The sequence below is a fragment of the Streptomyces sp. JNUCC 64 genome, from assembly GCF_054484115.1.
On the sequence record NZ_CM137015.1, the window covers coordinates 4,690,598 to 4,710,134 of the forward strand.

Here is a 19,537-nt window from a genome sequence, read left to right on the forward strand (position 1 = left end):
CGATCTCCATGAGTGCTGCGGACAAGGTGTGCCGGTGAGGACGACGCCCGCCCGGTGGCGCGGGACGCGCGGTGCGGAGCGACCCGGGCGCCGGGACGGAGGAGGGGTCAGTGGCTCTCGGCCGCCACCGCCTCCCGGAGGACCCCGGGACCGTAGAGGTCGCTCACCCACTGGTCCTGGTAGACGGTGTCCAGGTAGCGCTCTCCCAGGTCGGGGGCGATGGCCACGGCCGAGGCGTCCGTCGCGAGGGGGTGCTCGGCCAGCCACGCGGTGGCCCCGCTCACGACGGTCCCGGTGGAGCCGCCGAAGAGGAACCCGCGCCGGGCCAGCTGCCGGCAGGACCGGATGGTGTCGGTCTCCGGCACGATGACCACGTCGTCCACGTAGGACTCGTCGAGCAGTTGCGGCCGTACGCCCGTTCCGAGACCGGGGATCATGCGGGTCCGCGACGGACCGCCGAAGGTGACGGAACCGGCGGCGTCGATCGCGACGATCCGCACCGAAGGCTTGTGCTCCCGCATGTAGCGCGCGCATCCCATGAGCGTCCCGGTGGTGCCGGAGCCGACGAACAGGACGCCGAGATCGGGAAACGCCTTCAGGATCTCCGGGCCGGTCAGTTGGTGATGGGCCATCCAGTTGTTCGGGTTGGCGTACTGGTTGAGCCAGACGGAATCGCTGACTCCCGCGCACAGTTCACGGACCCGCTGGATGCGGGCACCGAGCAGGCCGTCGACCGGGTGCGGCTCGGTGACCACGTGCACCTCGCTGCCCAGGAGCTGCATGAGCTGGCGCGAGGCGAGGGTGCAGCGGGAATCGGTGACGCAGATGAAGCGGTAACCCCGGTTGCAGGCGACGATGCTGAGCGCCACGCCCAGATTGCCCGAGGAACTCTCCACGATGGTCGAGCCAGGGCGGAGGTCTCCAGCGCGTTCCGCGGCGGAGACCATCGCATGGGCTGCCTTGAGTTTGATCGAGCCGGCGAAATTGAATCCCTCGCACTTCAGGATCAAACGTTCACCGACAACGGATGCGAGATCGACGTAGAGTTCGGTGGCATTGAATTCATGTGGGGCGGATATGACTTGAATGGGACACTCTCCACGTCGATGTGTCCGGCGGAGGTCGTCAACCAGGCCGGATCGCCTGCTGCTGCGATGTCGTCATCGGCCATGAGTGGTCAAATGTCCTTTCGGTATCGGACTCCGAAAGCTTGCCAAACGCCGCTGACAATCAGTTGACCAGGCGCTGACCGCTTGTCGCGCCTTGCTTGCCCGTCCCAACCGGGCGTTGCTAGCTTGTGGCCCCCGGAGCCCTGTCCCGACCGGGCCGGGGCTGACGGGGATCAATGGGGGAAACGGCATGCGTCTGGTGCTCGCGGAAGACCAGTTCCTGCTCCGCGAGGGGCTGACGCGACTATTAGAGCTGAACGAATTCGAGATCGTTGCCGCGGTCAGTACAGGTCCCGAGCTCACCCGGGCGCTCGCCGAACACGAACCGGACATCGCCCTCGTCGACATCCGGATGCCCCCCACGCACACCGACGAGGGGCTGCGGGCCGTCCTCGACGCCCGCCGCCGCCGTCCCGGCCAGCCCTCCCTGCTGTTGTCGCAGTACGTCGACCAGCTCTACGCGCGGGAACTCCTCGCCGACGGCGAGGGCGGGGTCGGCTACCTGCTCAAGGACAGGGTGTTCAACAGCTCCCAGTTCATCGAGGCGCTGCACCGGGTCGCCGCGGGTGGAACGGTCATGGACCCGGACGTGGTGTCCCGGATGATGAGCCACAACTCCCAGGACCAGCAGATCTCCCGACTCACCGATCGTGAGCGCGAGGTTCTCGGGTACATGGCCGAGGGCCGGTCCAACGCGGCCGTGGCGGCCGGGCTGGTGATCACGGAGAAGGCGGTGGCCAAACACATCAACAACATCCTGGCCAAGTTGGACCTGCCGCCGTCGAAGGACGACAACCGCCGGGTCATGGCCGTCCTGACGTACCTGAACAGGGTCTGACCACCCGCGGGGAGCCCGTACGGCGTTCACGCGCCGACTTTCCCGGACCTCAGCCCCTGGAACAGGTTGAGGTGCTGGATGTTCCGGGTCCCCTCCATGAACTCGACTCCTCGTGCGTCCCGGACCAGCTTGTCCAGGAGCGGATGGGACAGCCGGGCGGCGGGAGCGAGCAACTCGCAGGCCGCCAGGGTCGTCTCCTCCGCCAGCGCGCAGGCCCGGGCCTTCGCCGCGGAGGCGAGGTACCCGTCTCCGGTCGCGTCCACGGCCGACGCCGCCCGGCGGACCAGTGCCCTGGTGGCGTCGATGCGCCGGCCCAGCACCTCGATGCGGTCCCGGTCCCCGCCGCGCGCTCCGGCGCGGTGCTCCCGTACATAGGCGTGGGCAGCCCCCGCGACGCCCAGGGCCAGTGCCGCGACCGTCGGCCGGAGTTCGTTGAACACCTGGACGGAGGCCCAGATCCCGCGCCGGGCGGGCGACCGATGCCGGCCGAGGACGCGGTCGCGGGCGACGACCGCCCCGTCGAGGGTGATCTGCCCGATCCGGGCTCCGCGGATCCCGAGGCTGTCCAGCGGCTCGGCGTGGTACCCCTCGGACTCGGTGTCGAGCAGGACCGCCGTCACCCCGAGCGGACCGGGCCGGGTACGGGCGAACACGGTGGCGTACCGTGCGCGGGTGGCGTTGCCGACGTACCGTTTGGCGCCGGTCAGCCGCAGCTCGCCGTCCTCCTCGCGCAGGGAGGTGCCGAGCGCGGAGGCGTCTGATCCCCGATCGGGCTCGGTCAGCGCGAAGCACGTCCAGGTCGGGGCGGCGGTCATCCGGCCGAAGAACCATTCCCGCTGTTCCTCGTCGCCGAGCTTCGCGACGAGGACGCCCGACATGGACGGCCCCGGCGCGGCCAGGGTCATGCCGAGGTCACCGGCGGCCAACTCCTCCAGTATCACCGCCCGTTCCTGGCCGTTCGTGCCGTCGAAGCGGTAAGGGCCCACGGCCGGCGGTTCCGTCGCGAAGGCGGCGGGTACGCCGAAGGTGCTCAGGAACCGCACTCCCGGCAGGTCGAGGTAGTCCTTGATCAGCTCGGGGTCCCGGTCCAGTTCCAGTGCGGCCGCGCGGAAGTCGGCCGCCCATTCGCGGGCCTGTCCGCGCAAGGCGGTCAGCCGACCGTCCAGTTCGCTCACCTGTCCTCCTTCACGGGGTCGTGGATGTCGGCCAGCAGTTCGGAGGCCTCCGCCACCGCTCCCGGCCCGTCCGCGAGGTATCCGTACGCGCCGAGCAGCCGCAGCAGAGACCGCCCGTTGCGGGTGATCTGCCCGTGCACGTTCCGGAGGAACGGGCCCTGCGGCCGGGTGCCGGAATCCAGCAGGGCGGACAGCTCCAGCTGCTGCGCGAGCGCCTCGGCCAGCTGCCCCTTGACCATGGGCTGCATCAGGACGGTGCTCTCGCCGCTCGGCCGGGTGGCCAGGTGGTCGACGCAGGCATCGCGCAGGCCCTCGGCCACCCCGAGGCGGAGCCGGAGCAGCTCGCTCTGGTCGAGGGCGCCGCCCCCGCCTTCGGGAGCGGGCCGCGGGCCACGGACGACCACGACCGGGCCCCCGGTGAGCGGGTAGCGGCGCAGGACCGCGCACCCCGCCGCCCGGTCCTCGGGCAGCAGGGCGAACCCGGACGGTCCGAGGGGCGCCGAGCGAGGGCCGTGCCCGCGCAGGAGCAGGCGCAGGGCGGGCGCGAGGCCCTCCCGGCGCGCCACGTCCTGGACGGGCGGTGCCGACGGCCGGGCGACGGGCACCGGTCCGTGATCCGTCGCCGTCATGCCGCCGCCGCCGGATCGACCCTGCAGACCGACAGGTCCCCCAGGACCGGGTCGTACTCGACGAGCAGCGCCGCGCCCCCACCGGCCGCCGGAAGGCGCTCGGCGAGCGTGCCCAGCACGGACGTGCAGGGGTAGCCCTCCGGTGCCCGGCGCACCGAGGCCGCCGTTGTCGGCGGTTTCCAGGCCGGATCGATACCGGGACCCGCCGCCACCTCGGCGGTGCCCTCCGGGTCCAGTTCCCGGATCAGCGCGGCCAGCCGCTCGGGCACCTCCCGGGGGCTCAGCCCGCAGATCTGGCGTACCCGGCAGTTGTCCTCGGAGGCTTCCAGGACCAGGGCGACCGCGCCGTCCCCGGCCAGCCCGCGCGGGCCGGAGCCCGGCACGTCGTACGGCATGACGTGCTGGTCGAAGGCGAGGACCAGTACCCGCCGGAAACCGTGTCGGCGGGCGTAGTTCCGGGCGAGCGCGAGGGCGCTGAACGGGGCCGAGGGCCCCTGGTCGGCCACCCCGAGGAGCAGCGGCCGACCGGGCAGCCGCTCCGTCAGCGTGGGCGCGGTGAGCAGGGTCGGCAGGAGGTCCGGTGTGGAGTAGGCGAGGACCACGAGGTCGGTCTCCGGCTGCTCGCCCAGTTCGGCGAGCAGCTCGGCGCCCATGTGCTCGAAGGTGTTACCCACCGCGGTGTCCAGGAGCTCCTCGCGGAGGGCCACACCGGCGTGCCCGGTGTGGCTGGGGAAGAACCGCCGCTCGGCGTCCTGGCCGAGCGCGGTGGTTCCGCGGCCGAAGGTCCGGTGGACGGCCTTGGTCACCGCGAGACCCGTGCGGAGGGCCGGCCGCGTATCAGCGTCGGCCGGTGGTGCTGCCGCGAGCGACATCGTCAGCGGCCGAGCTCGGTGGTGATGAAGTCGGCGAGCGACCGCACCGTGGCGAAGTGGCTCATTTCGAGCTCGTCGGTGTCGAACTCCGCGCCGAGGAGTTCCTCCAGGCGCAGCAGCAGGTCGAGCACCCCGGTCGAGTCCAGGCCCAGGGTCTCGAAGAGCTTCGTGTCGGGGGCCAGGTCGCCCAAGTCGCGCTGGAGGACGGCCCCGAGGGCCTCGGTGATCGCGCTGACGACCCGCGGGCGGGCCGTGGTCTCGGTGATCTCGGTCATGTGGATAGCGCCCTTTCGGCGTCGGTGCGGTGTGCGGGAGGTCGGTGGCGGGATCCGGAAGAGCCGGCCTAGTGGTCGGCTGGCGTCAGGTCGAGCAGGTGCTGCTTGGCCAGCAGGTCCTCGGCGCTGTCGGCCGTACGCACCAGGTGGGCGCGGCCGTCGTTGACGAGTACCTCGGCCGGGTAGCCGTGGCTCAGGAAGTTCACGGGCGAGGCGGTCGGCCCGTACGCCCCGGAACGCTCGACGCCTATCAGGTCGCCCTCGCGCAGCGTCGGGAGGCCGACCTTCTTGCCCAGCGTGTCGTTGGGCGTGCACAGGGGACCGGTGATGTTCCAGATCTCCGTGGCGGGCTCGTCGTAGCGGTTGAGCAGCCGGATGGGGAAGTTGCGCTTGACGAAGGAACCGATGCCCACGGCGGCCATGTGGTGGTTGGTGCCGCCGTCCGCGACGGCGAAGTTCTCGCCGAGCGAGGTCTTGGTGTAGCGCACGCGGGTCACGTACGTCCCGCTCTCCGCCACCAGGTACCGGCCCAACTCCATGATCAGCCGGGTCGTCGGGTGGCTCTGCGCGAAGGCGTCCAGGACCGGGTTGACGGTCTCCGCCAGCACCCCGAGGTCAAGGTCGCGCTCGCCGTCGAAGTAGGAGACGCCCAGACCCCCGCCGACGTCGACCATGCCCAGGTCGAAGGCGTGGTGGTCGGCGATACGCCCGGCCATCTCCAGGATGCGGCGGGTGTTCTCCACGATCGCGTCCTCGCTGAGGATGCGCGTGCCCATGTACGCCTGTACGCCCATGAGCCGGATGTGGTCGAACTGCTTGCCGAGCGGTCCGGCGGCCAGCAGCTGGGCCTCGTCGATGCCGAACTGGCGAGGCTTGCCGCCCATGGTGAGGCCGGAGCCCTTGACCGCGAAGCCGGGGTTGACGCGCAGCGCCACCGGGGCCACCACACCGCGCTCCGCGGCGATCTCCTCGATCAGGTCCAGCTCGGGGAGCGATTCGCAGATGATCGCGAGGATGCCCTGGTCCAGGCACTCCGTCAGCTCGGCGCGACTCTTGCCCGGGCCGAGGAAGACGATGTCGCGGGGTTGTACGCCGGCCTTGCGCGCGGTGAGCAGCTCGGCCATCGAGGAGACCTCCGCCCGGGCCCCGTGGGCGTGCAGCAGCGCGCACACCGAGACGTTGGGGTTGGCCTTCAGCGAGTAGAAGAACTCAAGGCGCGGATGCATGAGCTCACGCAGTGCGGTGATCCGGGAGCGCAGGGCCTCGCCGTCGTAGACGTACAGGGGTGTTCCGAACTCGGCGACGAGGTCGGTGATACGGAGACCCTGCACCTGGAACTGGGCTGACTCGACTGTCATTTCTGTCCTTTCCCCTAGGGGCGGGCGGAGCGCCGGACCCCGGAGGCGCCCAGCGCTCCGACGGGTCCGAGCCGCGCGCTGACAGCTTCGTCCAGCGCGGTGAGCTCTTCGGGCGAACCGCCCATGACCAGACCGTAGAGACGGCCGTTGAACGGGCTGCCGGCCGACGAACCGGCGTTGACCGTGGCGTAGTTGTTGACGACCAGGCCGCTGCCGCCGGGGCGGTCGAGCAGGAGGTCGCCGAGCACCTGCCGCAGGGTGTCGAAGGGGAGCGCCCGCTCAAGGACCAGCGGGTAATGCCGGGCGAGGGCCAGGCGGCCCTCGCCGAGCAGCTGCTCCTGGAGCCGTACCTGGTAGGTCGACATGTTGTTGCGGGCGTTGATCTCGATCACGGGGTACGTCCCGCCATCGGGGTCGAGCATGGCGTCCACACCGACCACGCCGAAGAAGCCGTCGTCGGCGAGCCGACGGCCGAGCAGCCCGGCGGTCGCGTCGATCACCTCGTGCTGCGCGGCCGTCAGCCGCGGCGGGAAGCGGTGCCCCTTGTGGACGCCGCTCTCGGTGATGGCCTCCTTGACGAAGTCGAGCCGGACGGCTCCGGCGCGGGCGATGGTGAACTGGTAGTTCAGGTCGGTGACCTTCGCCACCTTTTCCTCCAGGACGAACGCGATGTCCTCGGTGCCCGACTTCCGCGCGGAGTTCGCGACCATCCGCTCCGTCCGCTCCAGGCGCCGGGTGCTCTCGATCTCCGCGATGCCCTTGCCGGAGACGCCGTAGGCCTCCTTGAGGAGCATCGTGGCGCCCGCGTCCAGCAGTTCGGCGGCTGCGGCGACGGCGGTACGCAGTTCGCCGGGGGTCTCGCAGGCCCAGCCGCGCGGCTGGCGCAGGCCCAGCTCGTCGGCGACGCGGCGGCTGTAGACCTTGCTGTTGACGGCCTTGCACAGCTCTGCGGAGGGCGCGGCGAGGGCGATGCCCGCCTTGCCCGCGAGGTCCTCCTCCCACGCCGAGACGCCGTGCGGGGACAGCAGGGCGCCCTGCGCGCCGAGCTCGCCCAGGACGGCCAGCAGCCGGGGGTCGGTCAGGGCGTCCTGGGTGACGGTGTTCCCGGGGTGCTGGCCCTGCACCACGTGCACGGTGGGAAGGCCGATGCCGAGCTCCCGGAGGTAGGCCAGGTAACCGGGGTCGGGTTCGGTCTTCAGGACGACGTGGTCGTCGACATCGCCGAGCAGCAGCGCGAACTCGTCCATGCGGTTGACCACGGCGGTGTTGCCCGCGGAGGAGAGCCGGGGCAGCCCGGTCTCGCCGCGGGCCCACTGCTCCTCGACCTCGAAGTTGCCGAGGAAGACCAGGGCGCCCGACGGGTCGTCGGCCACCGCGGACTTCAGTCGCCGGTTGAATTCCGTGCCGGTCACCTCGAGCCCCTCTCGCTGTGGGTTCACGTCAGTGCTCCACGACCATCGCGGCGAAGCTCGCTCCGAGCCCGACCGAGACCATGAGGTAGTGGTCGCCGGGGTCGAGCCGCCCGAGTTCGGTAGCGGTGGCGTAGTTGATGAAGGGATCCGCGCCGAAGCAGTGCCCGGTCCGCGGGATGTTGTCCAGGAATATCCGGTCCACGGGTACGCCGAGCCGGTCACTGAGCCTGACCCAGGCGATCCGGTTGACGTTGTGGGGGAGCACCAGGCTGATGTCCTCGGCGGCGAGGCGGGCCTGGTCCAGCGCGCTGCCGACGACCTCCATGAGGACGTCGGCGTACATCTCCCGGAAGCGGACGAATGCCTCGTCGACCATGGACAGTCCGGGGTCGCCCACCGACACGGTCCTGGTCGCGAACCCCAGGACCCGGTCCCTGGTGCCGTGAGCGGAGACCAGCACCGCCGCGGTTCCCTCGCCGGTGATGCCCATGCCGTCGAGGACCTGGGAGATCTGGCCGTGGGCCTTCTCCCCGACCAGGACCAGGGCCAGCGCGTCGGGGTCCTCCTCCTCGGCCAGCAGCATGCCCGCCACGTCGACGGCGAGCAGGCCCGAGGCGCAGGCCTGTTCGGTCAGGGCGAAGGTCCTGGCGTGGCGCAGGCCGGCCTCGCGGCGCACTTCGTGCAGCGGGCTCAGCGGGTAGGGCGACGTGAACCGCTGGGTCTTGGCCCGGAGCACATAGCGGACCCGGTCCTCCCGGCCGCGCAGCAGGGACAGCTTCTGGACGGCGGCCAGCAGGCTCTGCGTCTCGGATTCGGTGTCGTCCCAGCAGATGTCGGACAGGCCGAAGCCTCTCCCGTAGCGGCGCAGTTCCGTATCGGTCAGGCCCAGCGCCTCCTGGCGGCTTGTGAGGGAAACCTGGGTGGGCCAGTGGCTTGATACTTCGGTCAGCGAGGTCACGGCTGGCCTGCTCCTCTCAGCGCGGTCGTCGAAAGAACAGGTCGGCACGGAGCGCTGAATGCGGACCACCGTTGTCTTGACCGTTCGGGCGATCCCCATGCACACCTGATCCCCCGAGCCGTGCGCTCCAAGGGGACGCTGATCAAGTTAGTAGGCCGAATTGACATGCCGCTGACCGAGCGCTGACAGCATTCGGTGGTCGGGATCGGCCGGTTTCCCGCGAGCGCCTCCACTTCCACAACGCATGAGACTCGCATTAATTTCCCTACTGGCAAATGGAGATGGTCGGCTACTCTGCGATAGTCCGTCGCAGGACGCGGCCGGGGTCCGTGTGCACTCCGCGAATCCGGAACCATTCCTTCACCGGCAGGTACCGTCGACCGGCCCTCATGTAGTTGGTTTCTTGCTGCGGTCGTGTCATGGCGCTGGAGCGCGTCCCGATTCCCAGAGGTGAGGAAAACCCATGTCCCAGGAGAGCCTGATCTTTCTCAGCCGTCCGGCCGTACTCGCCTGCCTGGAAAAGCTGGACCCGGTCCAGGTCGCCGCGGACGTCCTGCGTGTCCAAGCCGCGGGACGCACCGAGATCCCGGCCGAGGGCTACCTGTCCTGGACCAACAGCGACGGCGCCTACAGCCGCGCCATCGCGATGCTGGGAGCCCTGCACCGGGAGGAGGGTTCGGTGTACGGCATGAAGCTCATCAACGCCGCGGTGAACAACCCCTCCAAGGGGATCGAGCGGGCCGGCGGGCTGAGCTTCGTCTTCGACCCGGAGACCGCCCGGCCCAAGCTGATAGCGGAGGCCGGCTACCTGAGCGCCGTCCGTACCGCCGCGTACACGATGGTCAGTCTGCGGGCGCTCGGCCCGGAGCGGTGGGACGGCATCACGCTCATCGGCACGGGGGCCCTGGCCCGTGCGCATCTGGACCTGCTGGTGGGCGCCTTCCCCGACGTGCGCACGGTGGTCGTCTTCGACCTGTCCGCCGACCGCGCGGCGGAGCTGGTCGTCTGGGCGGGCGGGAAGCATCCGCAGCTGAAGGTGACGGTCGCCGGCACGGCCGCCGAGGCCATCAGGGCCACGCCCGTCACCGTCACGCTGACCACGAGCAGCGATCCGTACCTGGGTGCGGACCTGTTCGCCCCGGGGAGCTTCGTCGCACACGTCTCCCTCGGCGACCTCACCGAGGAGGTCTTCCTCGGGGCGCAGGCCGTCTACGGGGACGACCTCGACCTGATCGAGGAGAACCCGCGGCGGATCCTGGGCAGCCTGCTCCAGGAAGGGAAGGTGACCCGGCCGGGTACGGAGGGGGCTCCCGAGCGCGGGGCCGGCCGGTCCATCGAGGGCACGCTCGGTCAAGTGCTGCTCGGTCAGGTTCCGGCCATTCGGCCGAAGAGCGGCTATGTGGTGAGCAACCCGTTCGGCATGTCCATCCTCGACGTCGGGCTGATCGACGCGGTCCACCGCACGGCGCTGGACCTGGGCGCCGGTCGGCGGATCGACCTGCTGTGATGTTTTCGGGGCGCCCGTAGCCGGGCGCCCCGGGCCCGGTCGGCTCCGCGCGACGAGTGCCCCCGCGCCCCGAACGGCAATTATTGACGGGCTGTCAAGATCTTGGGAAAGAATGACCTTTCGGCCAGTCGAGGGAAGCCCCGTTCGAATGGTGCATGCTAGGTTTCAATTTGAGAAGATTGAGGTTTGGGGGCTGGATCGGCCTGTCGTGGCCGACCAGCAGCGATGAAGGCCACGAGCCGCTCCAAACAACCGCAGTGTCCGGGGGGATTTCTTGCGTTCGGTCAGTGCTCGGCGCATCCAAATGCTACGTCCATCCCTTCCTCGGCTCGCTCGGATTGCAGCCGACACCGCCTCTGAGCGAGTGTCATCGGAAGCGGAACGCAGGTCGACCATTTAGTGATCGAAGCCTTTGGACGGGGATAAGTGAAATCTTACCATCCGGTAGATGCGCCACTCTCGGTAGAGCTTCTCGGATCGACGCAGGTGACGGTGGGAAGCCATGCCCGTAATCTCGGGGCGAACCGTGTGCGAACCCTGTTGGCGGTTCTGGCATTCACTCCCGGAGAGGTCGTATCGGTCGACCTCCTGATGGAGGAACTCTCCACCGACCAGGATTCCAAGAACCCGAAGAACGCGCTCCAGGCCAACATGCGCCGACTGCGGATCTCCCTGGAGAGCATGACCGGTGTGCCGGGCAACCTGCTGGTGCGGACCTCGGCCAACGGGTACCTCCTCGATCTCCCGCCGGACGCCGTCGACGCGCACCGGTTCGACGGCCTGGCCACCCGGGGCTCCGCACTGTTCCACGTCTCGCCGCACGAGGCGGCACGGATCCTGGACGAGGCGCTCCGCCTCTGGCGCGGCCAGGCGCTCGCGGACGTGGCCGGCGGACTCAGGTGCACCGCCTACGCGAACCGGCTCGCCGGCCGTCGGCTCGGCGCGCTGGAGGACCTCTACGAGGCGAGGCTGAGCATCGGCCGGGAGGCCGCCGTCGTCAGCGCGCTGGAGCAGCTGGCCTGCGAGCACCCCGAGCGGGAGCGGATGGCGGAGCTGTTGATGCTCGCGCTCTACCGCATGGGTCGGCAGGGCGACGCGCTGGCCGTCTTCCAGCGGGTGCGTGCCTGGCTGAACACCGAACTGGGCCTGGAGCCCAGGAAGAAGATGCGGCGGATCCAGGAGGCCATCCTCATGCAGGACCCGGCGATAGACGCGGGGTTGGCCTTCGGCGGCCGGTGACCGGTCCGGAGCCATCAGAGAACGTCCAGCGGATCTGCCAGGTGCCGCTCGACCAGGTCGATGGGCCCACGGGTCTCGACGGCGAGGGCCGCCGTGTACCCGGGGCCCGGCCGCAGGTCGGACATGGCGATGTCCGACGGGGCGAAGTCGCCGTTCCCGTGGGTCAGTTCCGCCGGGGCGTCCGGTCCGGACACGGAGATGCCCCGCAAGGAGGACGAGATTCCCCGGCCAACGGCCTTGAGGATCGCCTCCTTGCGCGTCCAGTAGGTGTGGTAAGCCGCCGACCTCTCCCCGGACGGCACGGCCTCCAGGTCCCGTAGCTCCCTGGCGGACAGCACGCGAGGCGCGAGCCGTCCGACCCGCCGGGCGGAGATCCGTTCCACGTCGATGCCCGGCTCGGCGCCCTCGGCGAGCGCCAGGCCCACGAGGCCGCCGGAGTGGGAGAGCGAGAACCTCGTGGTCGCGCCGGGGACCCGCGGCTTCCCGTGCGGGCCGCCGCAGTACCGGCACTTCCGGTCGAACGGCACGAGGCCCGGGGCGACACCGGTGGCGCGGCCCATCGCGGTCCGGACCAGAGCCCGCGCCGAGGCGAAACGCGCCCGGTCGGAGGGTTCCGAGAACTGCTCGTACCGGGCCCGCTCCTCGGCCGACATGAGCCCGCGGAGCTCGGCGCGGTCGAGCGCGGGCGCCCACAGCACCAGGCAGGTGACCGCTGCCCGCTCCGGCATCCGGCTACGCCGCCTGGTGGCCGGTCAGCGTCAGGAACACTTCGTCCAGCGAGGGCCGCCGCTGGGCGAAGTCGGACACAGGGATGCCCGCATGGTGCAGTGCGGCCGCCGCACTGGCGATGCCGGCCAGTCCGTCCCTCAGCTCGATGCCGAGGACCCCCCTCTGGTCGTCCCGGGTCAGTTCTCCGGTCAGTACCCCGTTCAGCGCTGTCAGCGCCGCGGGGATGTCGGCGGGGTCGGTGACCGTGATCTCCAGGCGCTCCTCGCCCACTTTGCGCTTGAGTTCGTCGGCGGAGCCCTCGGCGACCACCCGGCCCTTGTCGATCACCGCGATGTGGTCGGCGAGCTCGTCGGCCTCTTCGAGGTACTGCGTGGTCAGCAGGACGGTGACACCCTCCGCCACGAGCTCCCGTACGACGGCCCACAGACCCAGTCGGCTCTTCGGATCGAGACCGGTCGTCGGCTCGTCCAGGAAGATGACCTGCGGGCTGCCCACCAGGGTGCTCGCCAGGTCCAGCCTGCGCCGCATGCCGCCCGAGTACTCCCGCAGCGGTTTGTCGCCCGCACCGGTCAGATCGAACCGGGACAGCATCTCCTCGGCCCTGGCGCGGGCGGCCCGGGTGCCCAGATGGAGCAGTCGGCCGAGCAGGACCAGGTTCTCCCGTCCGGACAGTTCCTCGTCCACGGCGGCGTACTGGCCCGAGAGACCGATCCTCCGGCGCACCTCGCGGGGGTGCTTCGACACGTCGATGCCGCACACCGCGGCGCGTCCTCCGTCGAGCCGCAGCAGCGTGCTGAGGATGCGGACGGTCGTCGTCTTGCCGGCCCCGTTGGGGCCGAGGAGCCCTAGTACGGTGCCCGCGGGGACGTGGAGGCCGATCCCCTTGAGGACCTCGTGGTCCTTGTAGTTCTTGCGGAGACCCTCGGCCTCGATCGCCGCCGGTGCGTGAGCCGTCACGGGATCAGGCCCCGTGCTCGACGAGGCTCAGTGGCCGGAGGTCGGTCCAGTTCTCCTCCACGTAGCGCACGGCGTCCTCGCGAGCGGCATCGCTCAGCACCGGACGCCAGCCCGCGGGCACCTCGGCGAAGGACGGCCACAGACTGTGCTGGTTCTCGTCGTTGACCAGCACATGGAAGGTGCCTTCGGAATCGTCGAAGGGGTTGCTCATCTACGGTGCTCCTGTCTGTCCGCCGTGGTCAACTTCCCTGACCACTATGCTTGATGGGCACTGACGCGAGGCTGACGGACGGCTGATCGGGGGCGCGGGGCGGGTACCGTGAAGTCCCCGCCCCGACCGGGCCGCCGACCCACCGCGTACGGATCAGACGCGGGCCGTGTCCTGGAACGTCTCCGCGGAGCGCTGCGGCTCGGGGAGGCCGCTGGAACGACCAGTCCGCGACGGCCACCAGTTGGCCCGGCCGAGGAGGGTCATCGCGGCGGGCAGGACGTAGATCCGGATGATCGTCGCGTCGATGACGATCGCCACCGCGAGACCGACGCCGATCTGTTTCATCTCGATGAAGGTCAGCGTGCCGAAGGTGGCGAACACCGCGACCATGACCGCCGCAGCCCCGGTCACCACACCGGCGGTGCGGGTGATCCCGTCCACCACCGCGTTCTTCGTCGTCATGCCGGCGACCACGCTCTCCCTGATCCGGCTGACCACGAAGACGTGATAGTCGAGTGAGAGCCCGGACAGGATCACGAACAGCAGGATCGGCACCCAGGACACCACGTGCCCGGTTGAGGTGAAGTCCAGCAGGTCCTCGGCCCAGTTCCGCTGGAAGACCAGGCAGAGGAAGCCGAACGAGGCGGCGACGGACAGCAGGTTCAGCACCACGGTGGTCATGGCCACGACCACCGAGCGGAAGGCGAGCAGGATGATCAGGAAGGTCAGCGCGAACACGCCCCCGACCACCAGTGGCAGCCGGCTGGTGAGGTTGGACGTGTAGTCCATGTCCTCGGCCTGCGCCCCGCCCACGGCGTACTCGACGCCCGGCACGCCCCGCAGCGCGTCCGGTACCAGGTCGGCGCGCAGACGGGTGACGGAGTCACGGGCCGGGTCGGTGCCCGGGGCGGTCGGTGTGCCGGCTTCCAGGACCGCGCCGCGACCGTCCGCGGAGTAGCGGATCCGGGGCGGGCTGTCCGTGGCGAACAGGGGGTCCTGCCGGACGGACTCGGACAGCCGGGTCATCCGGGTGCGCAGCTGTTCGTTCTCGCCGGCCGGAACCCGTACGGCAACGGTGTCGGTGTTCGCTGTGGAGGGGAACGCGTCGACCAGGCGGTCGTGGGTCCGCATCGTGCTCAGCGAGCGGGGGAAGTCGTCGACCTGCGTGGCCTTCAGGTTCATGTCCAGGGCGGGCAGCGCCAGGGCCACCAGGCCGCCGACGGCGACGACGAGGCAGATCAGCGGGCGCTGGGTGGCGGGGCGGAGGAGGAATCCCCACACACGGGGGGTTCCGTTGCGCTGCGAGAGCCGCCAGACGAGCGGGACGCGGGGGCGGTCGACGGCACGGCCGAGCTTGACCAGCAGGGCGGGGAGAACGGTGACCGCGGAGATCATCGCGACGGCGACCACGATGATCGCTCCGGTGGCCATGGAGGCCAGCATCACGTCACCGGAGAGGTAGAGGCCCGCGGCGGAGACGATCACCGCGATCCCGGAGACCATCACGGAGTGGCCGGAGGTGGCGGCCGCGATGCCGACCGCGGAGGCCGGGTCGTAGCCGTTGGCGCACTCCTCGCGGTAGCGGCGCAGGTAGAAGAGGCAGTAGTCGACACCGACCGCGAGGCCCATCAGGACGATGACGTCCGTCACCATGCCGGGGTCCGGCACGAGATGGGAGGCCAGGGCCCAGAGGCCCATCGTCGAGGCGACCGCCATCAGGCCGAGCAGTACCGGCACACCGGCCATGACGAGCGCGCCGAAGATGAGGAGCAGGATCGCCAGGGTCACGGGGACGCTGATCACGGTCGCCTTCTGGAGATCCTTGGCGAGCCACTCCTGGAAGTCGTGCTTGACGGACGCGTCGCCGGCCTGCGCGATGAGAAGGCCGGGGTGCTGCTTCTGGGCGTCGGCGGTGGCTGTCAGGAGCGGGGTCACCCGGTCCGCGGCGGTGTCGGCGTCACCCTTCATCGAGACCTGGAGCAGCAGTGCCCTGCCGTTCGGCGAGTCGATCGGGTCGCTCACCGAGGCGACCTCGGGGAGGGCCGCCAGCCGTCGGCGCAGCTCGGTCGCCGCGGCGGTCCGCTCGGTCGTCTGCGCGGTGGTCGCCTGGCCGGCGCGGGTGCCGATCAGGATGTTCTCCGCGGCGGGGTTCCGCAGCCCGTTCTCCTCGATGAGCCGGGCGGCTTCGGCGGCCTCGCCGACCAGCAGGTCCTGGTTGGTGGCCTGCTTGGTCTCGATCACGGTGCCCATGGAGAAGGCGCCCACGACCACGATCAGCCAGAGGAGGATGGCCGTCCACGGATGGGTGGCGCCCCAGCGCCCCATCCGCGAGGCGAAGTGGCGATTGCTGACCGGCATGTCGAGAGGTCCTTAGGTCGATGGTAAGAGCGTCGGGCACATGTCGTTTCCTGGAGCGGAGCTGGCGCCCGGGGCGGGGCCGGGGGTCAGGTCGTCGGGACGTCGTCGGTCGCGGAACCGCTGAGGAGTTCGCAGGCGATCTCGAAGGCGGCCGAAGTGGGGCCGCCCAGCGGGCTGGTGACCACGAGGAGGCCGTCGAAGGCGGCCAGTCGGCGCTCGACCCCGGCCAGGCCGGTGCCGTTGCGGGTGTCGGCGCCGCCGACACCGTCGTCGTGGACGGCGACCCGCAGGCTGTGGTCGGAGTACCGGATGTCGACGGTGGCCTCGGACGCCTTGGCGTGCTTGGTGACGTTGCTGAGCAGTTCGGCGATGGCGAAATACGCGGCGGACTCCACCGGGGCCGGCGGTCGGCCGGGAATCGAGCCGGTGACGTGGACTCGCAGGGGGAGTTCCAGGCCGAGGGTCCGGATGGCGTCCACCAGGCCCCGGTCGGCGAGCAGCGGCGGGTGTACGCCGTGCACCAGGTCGCGGAGTTCGTTCAGGGCCTTGGCCGAGTTGTCCTTGGCCTCGGCGAGGAGGGCGCGTACAGCCTCGGGGTTCCGCTCGACCAGGGACTCGGCGGCGGAGAGGGTCATGCCCAGGGCCACGAGACGCACCTGGGCACCGTCGTGCAGGTCCTGCTCGATCCGGCGCAGTTCGGTGGCGTTCATGTCCATGGCGTCGGAACGGGTGCTGGCGAGGTGCTCGACACGGTTGGTCAGCGCGGCACGGGTGGAGCCCAGCATCAGGCGCACCCAGCGGCCGTGCAGCGGCAGCATCAGGCGGGGCAGCAGGACCAGGCCGGCCGCGAGCTCCACGAGGCCGAGGGCCCCCGCCAGGATCGCCATGGGCTGGCTGTTCACGGGGATGAAGGTGAACCAGATGCTGTTCCAGGACTCGGGCAGGCTGTCCCACAGGAACGTGAGGCTCAGGCCCCAGAGTCCGCCCACGACCGCGGCTGCGGGGAGGAGCGCCATCAGGGGGCCGACCAGCGGGTTGACCAGGGCCCAGAGCAGGTCCCGCCAGGTGTGGCCGTCACCGAGCATCCGATGGGCCCGCTTCCAGGCCGGGCCGGGGGCCGCGGCCGGTTCGGGCAGGTGCGAGGACTCGACCCGGATGCCGGACCATTCCCCGGCCAGCCTGCGCTGGGTTCGCGCGTCCTTGCGGACCGCGTTCAGCGCGCCCGGCAGGAGCGGGATTCCGATACCGACGAAGCAGAGGCAGACGACGAGCGACACCCACAGGATCAGCAGCGCCTCGTAGATCGCCACCCCTGTCAGGGCCACGCCCCGCAGCATCATCGTCACGGAACCACCTGGGCTCTGACCGGTCTTCTCGATTCCGCGTGCGTTCATTTCCTGCCCTCACTTCACACGTGCCGCTGTCTCGCTGTGTTCTCAGCATGGCGATGAGCCGAACTGATCTCAGGGGTGCTAGTACCCCTCTTGCCGACCGGCCCGGCCTCGCGCTCGCCATGTGGCCCGCCTCCATGACCTGACGGTGAACACCCTGGTCACGTCCGGCTGTGAGGGGACCGCCCCGACCAGCCCTTTCGCAGGTTCACAACAGCCGGTGCGGCAGGCAGTTCGAAGACGGCACCGCTTGTGTCCGAGGCACGGTGGCAGCCGACCTCGTCCGCGCCGGTGCCTCGCCGCTGCGCCCCGGCGCGCCGCGCGGGGGGACGCGTCTCCCGAACGGCCCCGGTTCCGTGAGGGACCGGGGCTAGAGTGCGGGGTGGCAGACAGCGTGCGCGGCAGGACGCCGTGGATGGTCGAGGGGGCTGTGTGAGGGTCGAACTTCCGCCGGAGCCGGTGCACTTCGTCAACCGGACCGACGAGCGGGAGCGGGCCCTGCGCGCCGTCGGCGAGTGGCGGAGCCGTTCGCGTCCGCTGGTCCTCGCGCTGAGCGGCACCGGCGGTCTGGGGAAGACGGAACTGGCCCGGCTGATCGCCCGGGACCTGCTCGACCGCTCCTCCTTCACCGACGGCGTCCTCTCCGCCGACCTCGACGAGTTCCGGGTGGACGGCGCGCTCGACCCCGGTGACGTCCTCTCCCAGCTGCTGGACTCGCTGGACGTGGCACCCGACGAGGTGCGGACCGGGTACGCGGCCCGCTGCCGCCAGTACTGGAGCCGGACCTCCGGCGCGAAACTCGTCCTCCTGCTGGACAACGCGCGCTACGCCTCGGAGGTCGTGCCGCTCCTCCCCGCGTCCGGCGACAGCGTCGTCATCGTCACCAGCCACGGCCCGCTGCACGACCTCGAACCCGGGGCCGCCGTGGGGCTGGCGCTGCCCCCGCTGGAGGAGCGGGCCGCGACCGAACTCCTGGAACTGATCGTCCGTGACCACCGGTTGACCGCCGACCCGGAGGCGGCCCGCGCGGTGGCCCGGCTGTGCGGCGGCCTTCCCGCCGCGCTCCACGTCGCGGGCCGGTGGGTGCGCGCCCACCGGCTGCGTCCGCTTTCCCGCGTCCTCGACGACCTCCGGGCCGAGATCGACGAGAAGGGCGTGGACGGCGTGGAACACATCTGGGACACCGCCTACTCCGGGCTGTCCCGCCCGGCTTCCCTGCTCTACCGGCTGTTGCCGCACCACCCCGGCGGGACGTTCACCCTCCACTCCGCCACCGCGCTCTCCGGGCTGGGGCCGGACGTCTGCCAGGACGCCCTGGAGGAGCTGGACCGGGCCGGATTACTGGACACCAGCGCGCTGTCGCGGACGGTGTCCGGTGCGCTGCGGCTCCCGGAACCGCAGCGCGGGCACGCCCTGCGCCGGTCCGTCCAGGAGACCGCCGCCGGGGAGGCGGCCGAGGCCCGGGCCCGGGCGGTGCGGTGGTGGGTCCGGCAGGCCCAGTTGGCGGACCGGTTCGCCGCGGGTCGGCGACTGACCGTCGTGGAGCTCCGCGACCCGCTCCCCGGGGTGCCGGACGGACCCCTGGAGGACCCGGCGACGGCCGGGACGGACGAGGAGCGCGCCGCCCGCGCCGTCCGCGCCGCGCGCTGGCTGGCGGAGGAGCGCCACGTACTGTTCGCGTGCTCGCGGCTCGCCCACGACCAGGGGATGGACGCCGAGGCCGTGGCCCTGTCCGAGCCGGTGTGGACGCACGCCCTGGACCACCCCCACCAGTCGGAGGTCGTCGAGGTCTTCCGGCGCGCCGTGGACTCGGCCGTCCGGTACGGAGGGGACGCCGGGTGGCTGGTGCGCACCCGCTGCCAACTCGCCCGGACGCTCTGGGAGTCGGGGGAGCCGGGTGCGGCGCAGGACCAGCTCGACCGGGCCGGGTCCGCCCTCGGGCTGCTGGACGACTCCGCGCGGGACCGCAAGCTCGCCGCCTCGCTGGTCGAGCACCGGGGCACGCTCAAGGGCGTCCGTGGCGAGTGGGGCGCCGCCCTGGCCGACTTCGCCGCCTCCCGTGAACTGCACCGGGCGATCCCCAACCCCTACGGCGTCCTGCTCCAGACCTATCGGATGGGGGAGGCGAGCGCGAAGGCGGGCGACTGGGCCGCCGCGCTGGAACTGCTCTCCGAGGCGCACGCCGGGTTCGTGGAACAGCGGCGGGAGCGGCTCACCGGACGCGCGGCCTTCGCCCTCGCCGGTGTGCTGAGCCACCTCGGCCGGTCGGACGAGGCCCGTGAGCTGTACCGGCGGGCCCTCGACCGCGCCGACGGACGGCGCTCGGGCTTCGAACTCGCCCGCGTGCACGACGCCCTCGCCGAGCTGGACGCGGCCGAAGGGCGTCCGACGGAGGCTGCGGAGCACCGCACGGCCGCCCTGGACCTCCGACGGCGCGCCGGTCTGGCCTAGCCGGACGG

The 19,537-nt window shown here is 70.9% G+C and carries 17 protein-coding genes; 4 read left to right on the plus strand and 13 right to left on the minus strand.

What is annotated here, in order from left to right; all coding sequences use genetic code 11:
* Positions 1 to 107: 107 nt before the first annotated feature.
* Positions 108 to 1,088, minus strand: coding sequence for a 2,3-diaminopropionate biosynthesis protein SbnA (gene sbnA / locus ACVWNX_RS19460; RefSeq protein ID WP_454414843.1), 981 nt, complete (start codon positions 1,086 to 1,088; stop codon positions 108 to 110).
* A gap of 271 nt (positions 1,089 to 1,359) precedes the next feature.
* Here sbnA and ACVWNX_RS19465 point away from each other — a divergent pair, with 271 nt between their 5' ends.
* The gene (locus ACVWNX_RS19465) at positions 1,360 to 2,007 is read left to right on the plus strand and encodes a LuxR C-terminal-related transcriptional regulator (RefSeq protein ID WP_454408594.1); all 648 of its coding nucleotides are present in this window, start codon (positions 1,360 to 1,362) and stop codon (positions 2,005 to 2,007) included.
* 26 nt (positions 2,008 to 2,033) lie between these two features.
* Here ACVWNX_RS19465 and ACVWNX_RS19470 read toward each other — a convergent pair whose 3' ends face one another.
* From ACVWNX_RS19470 to ACVWNX_RS19500, 7 genes are all read right to left on the minus strand, one after another.
* Positions 2,034 to 3,182, minus strand: coding sequence for an acyl-CoA dehydrogenase family protein (locus ACVWNX_RS19470; RefSeq protein ID WP_454408596.1), 1,149 nt, complete (start codon positions 3,180 to 3,182; stop codon positions 2,034 to 2,036).
* The gene (locus tag ACVWNX_RS19475) at positions 3,179 to 3,811 is read right to left on the minus strand and encodes a hypothetical protein (RefSeq protein ID WP_454408597.1); all 633 of its coding nucleotides are present in this window, start codon (positions 3,809 to 3,811) and stop codon (positions 3,179 to 3,181) included. Before ACVWNX_RS19475 ends, ACVWNX_RS19470 begins: the two co-directional genes overlap by 4 nt.
* Complete coding sequence (locus tag ACVWNX_RS19480; RefSeq protein ID WP_454408599.1) at positions 3,808 to 4,617, minus strand: beta-ketoacyl-[acyl-carrier-protein] synthase family protein; 810 nt, start codon at positions 4,615 to 4,617, stop codon at positions 3,808 to 3,810. The genes ACVWNX_RS19475 and ACVWNX_RS19480 overlap by 4 nt, the downstream gene beginning before the upstream one ends.
* Positions 4,618 to 4,685: 68 nt before the next feature.
* A complete protein-coding gene (locus tag ACVWNX_RS19485) occupies positions 4,686 to 4,958 on the minus strand; it encodes an acyl carrier protein (RefSeq protein WP_454408600.1) in 273 nt (90 codons plus the stop codon).
* Between the two features lie 68 nt (positions 4,959 to 5,026).
* Positions 5,027 to 6,316: a diaminopimelate decarboxylase gene (gene lysA, locus ACVWNX_RS19490; RefSeq protein ID WP_454408602.1), complete on the minus strand. Its 1,290-nt coding sequence runs from the start codon at positions 6,314 to 6,316 to the stop codon at positions 5,027 to 5,029.
* A gap of 14 nt (positions 6,317 to 6,330) precedes the next feature.
* A complete protein-coding gene (locus ACVWNX_RS19495) occupies positions 6,331 to 7,728 on the minus strand; it encodes a preATP grasp domain-containing protein (protein WP_454408604.1) in 1,398 nt (465 codons plus the stop codon).
* Positions 7,729 to 7,756: 28 nt separating this feature from the next.
* Complete coding sequence (locus ACVWNX_RS19500; RefSeq protein ID WP_454408606.1) at positions 7,757 to 8,686, minus strand: 3-oxoacyl-[acyl-carrier-protein] synthase III C-terminal domain-containing protein; 930 nt, start codon at positions 8,684 to 8,686, stop codon at positions 7,757 to 7,759.
* A 463-nt stretch (positions 8,687 to 9,149) separates the two neighbouring features.
* Here ACVWNX_RS19500 and ACVWNX_RS19505 point away from each other — a divergent pair, with 463 nt between their 5' ends.
* Together ACVWNX_RS19505 and ACVWNX_RS19510 are read left to right on the plus strand one after the other, a co-directional pair.
* Positions 9,150 to 10,193, plus strand: a complete 1,044-nt coding sequence (locus ACVWNX_RS19505; protein ID WP_454408607.1) for a hypothetical protein — start codon at positions 9,150 to 9,152, stop codon at positions 10,191 to 10,193.
* A 540-nt stretch (positions 10,194 to 10,733) separates the two neighbouring features.
* Positions 10,734 to 11,432 carry an AfsR/SARP family transcriptional regulator gene (locus ACVWNX_RS19510; RefSeq protein ID WP_454408609.1) on the plus strand — a complete coding sequence of 233 codons (699 nt, stop codon included), beginning with the start codon at positions 10,734 to 10,736 and terminating at the stop codon, positions 11,430 to 11,432.
* A gap of 14 nt (positions 11,433 to 11,446) precedes the next feature.
* Here the strand turns inward: ACVWNX_RS19510 and ACVWNX_RS19515 are convergent, their stop codons facing one another.
* The 5 genes from ACVWNX_RS19515 to ACVWNX_RS19535 form a co-directional block, all read right to left on the minus strand.
* On the minus strand, positions 11,447 to 12,160 hold the full coding sequence (locus ACVWNX_RS19515; RefSeq protein WP_454408611.1) for a 4'-phosphopantetheinyl transferase family protein: 714 nt from the start codon (positions 12,158 to 12,160) through the stop codon (positions 11,447 to 11,449).
* Positions 12,161 to 12,164: 4 nt separating this feature from the next.
* Entirely contained in the window at positions 12,165 to 13,118 is a 954-nt protein-coding gene (locus ACVWNX_RS19520; protein ID WP_454408613.1) for an ATP-binding cassette domain-containing protein, read from the minus strand.
* A 4-nt stretch (positions 13,119 to 13,122) separates the two neighbouring features.
* Entirely contained in the window at positions 13,123 to 13,329 is a 207-nt protein-coding gene (locus ACVWNX_RS19525) for an MbtH family protein (protein ID WP_062754308.1), read from the minus strand.
* Between the two features lie 153 nt (positions 13,330 to 13,482).
* On the minus strand, positions 13,483 to 15,687 hold the full coding sequence (locus tag ACVWNX_RS19530) for an MMPL family transporter (RefSeq protein ID WP_454408614.1): 2,205 nt from the start codon (positions 15,685 to 15,687) through the stop codon (positions 13,483 to 13,485).
* 86 nt (positions 15,688 to 15,773) lie between these two features.
* On the minus strand, positions 15,774 to 17,081 hold the full coding sequence (locus ACVWNX_RS19535; protein WP_454408616.1) for a sensor histidine kinase: 1,308 nt from the start codon (positions 17,079 to 17,081) through the stop codon (positions 15,774 to 15,776).
* Positions 17,082 to 17,510: 429 nt separating this feature from the next.
* Here ACVWNX_RS19535 and ACVWNX_RS19540 point away from each other — a divergent pair, with 429 nt between their 5' ends.
* Positions 17,511 to 19,529 (plus strand): tetratricopeptide repeat protein, encoded by a 2,019-nt coding sequence (locus ACVWNX_RS19540; protein WP_454408618.1) that lies wholly within the window; start codon positions 17,511 to 17,513, stop codon positions 19,527 to 19,529.
* The last annotated feature ends 8 nt before the right edge of the window (positions 19,530 to 19,537 follow it).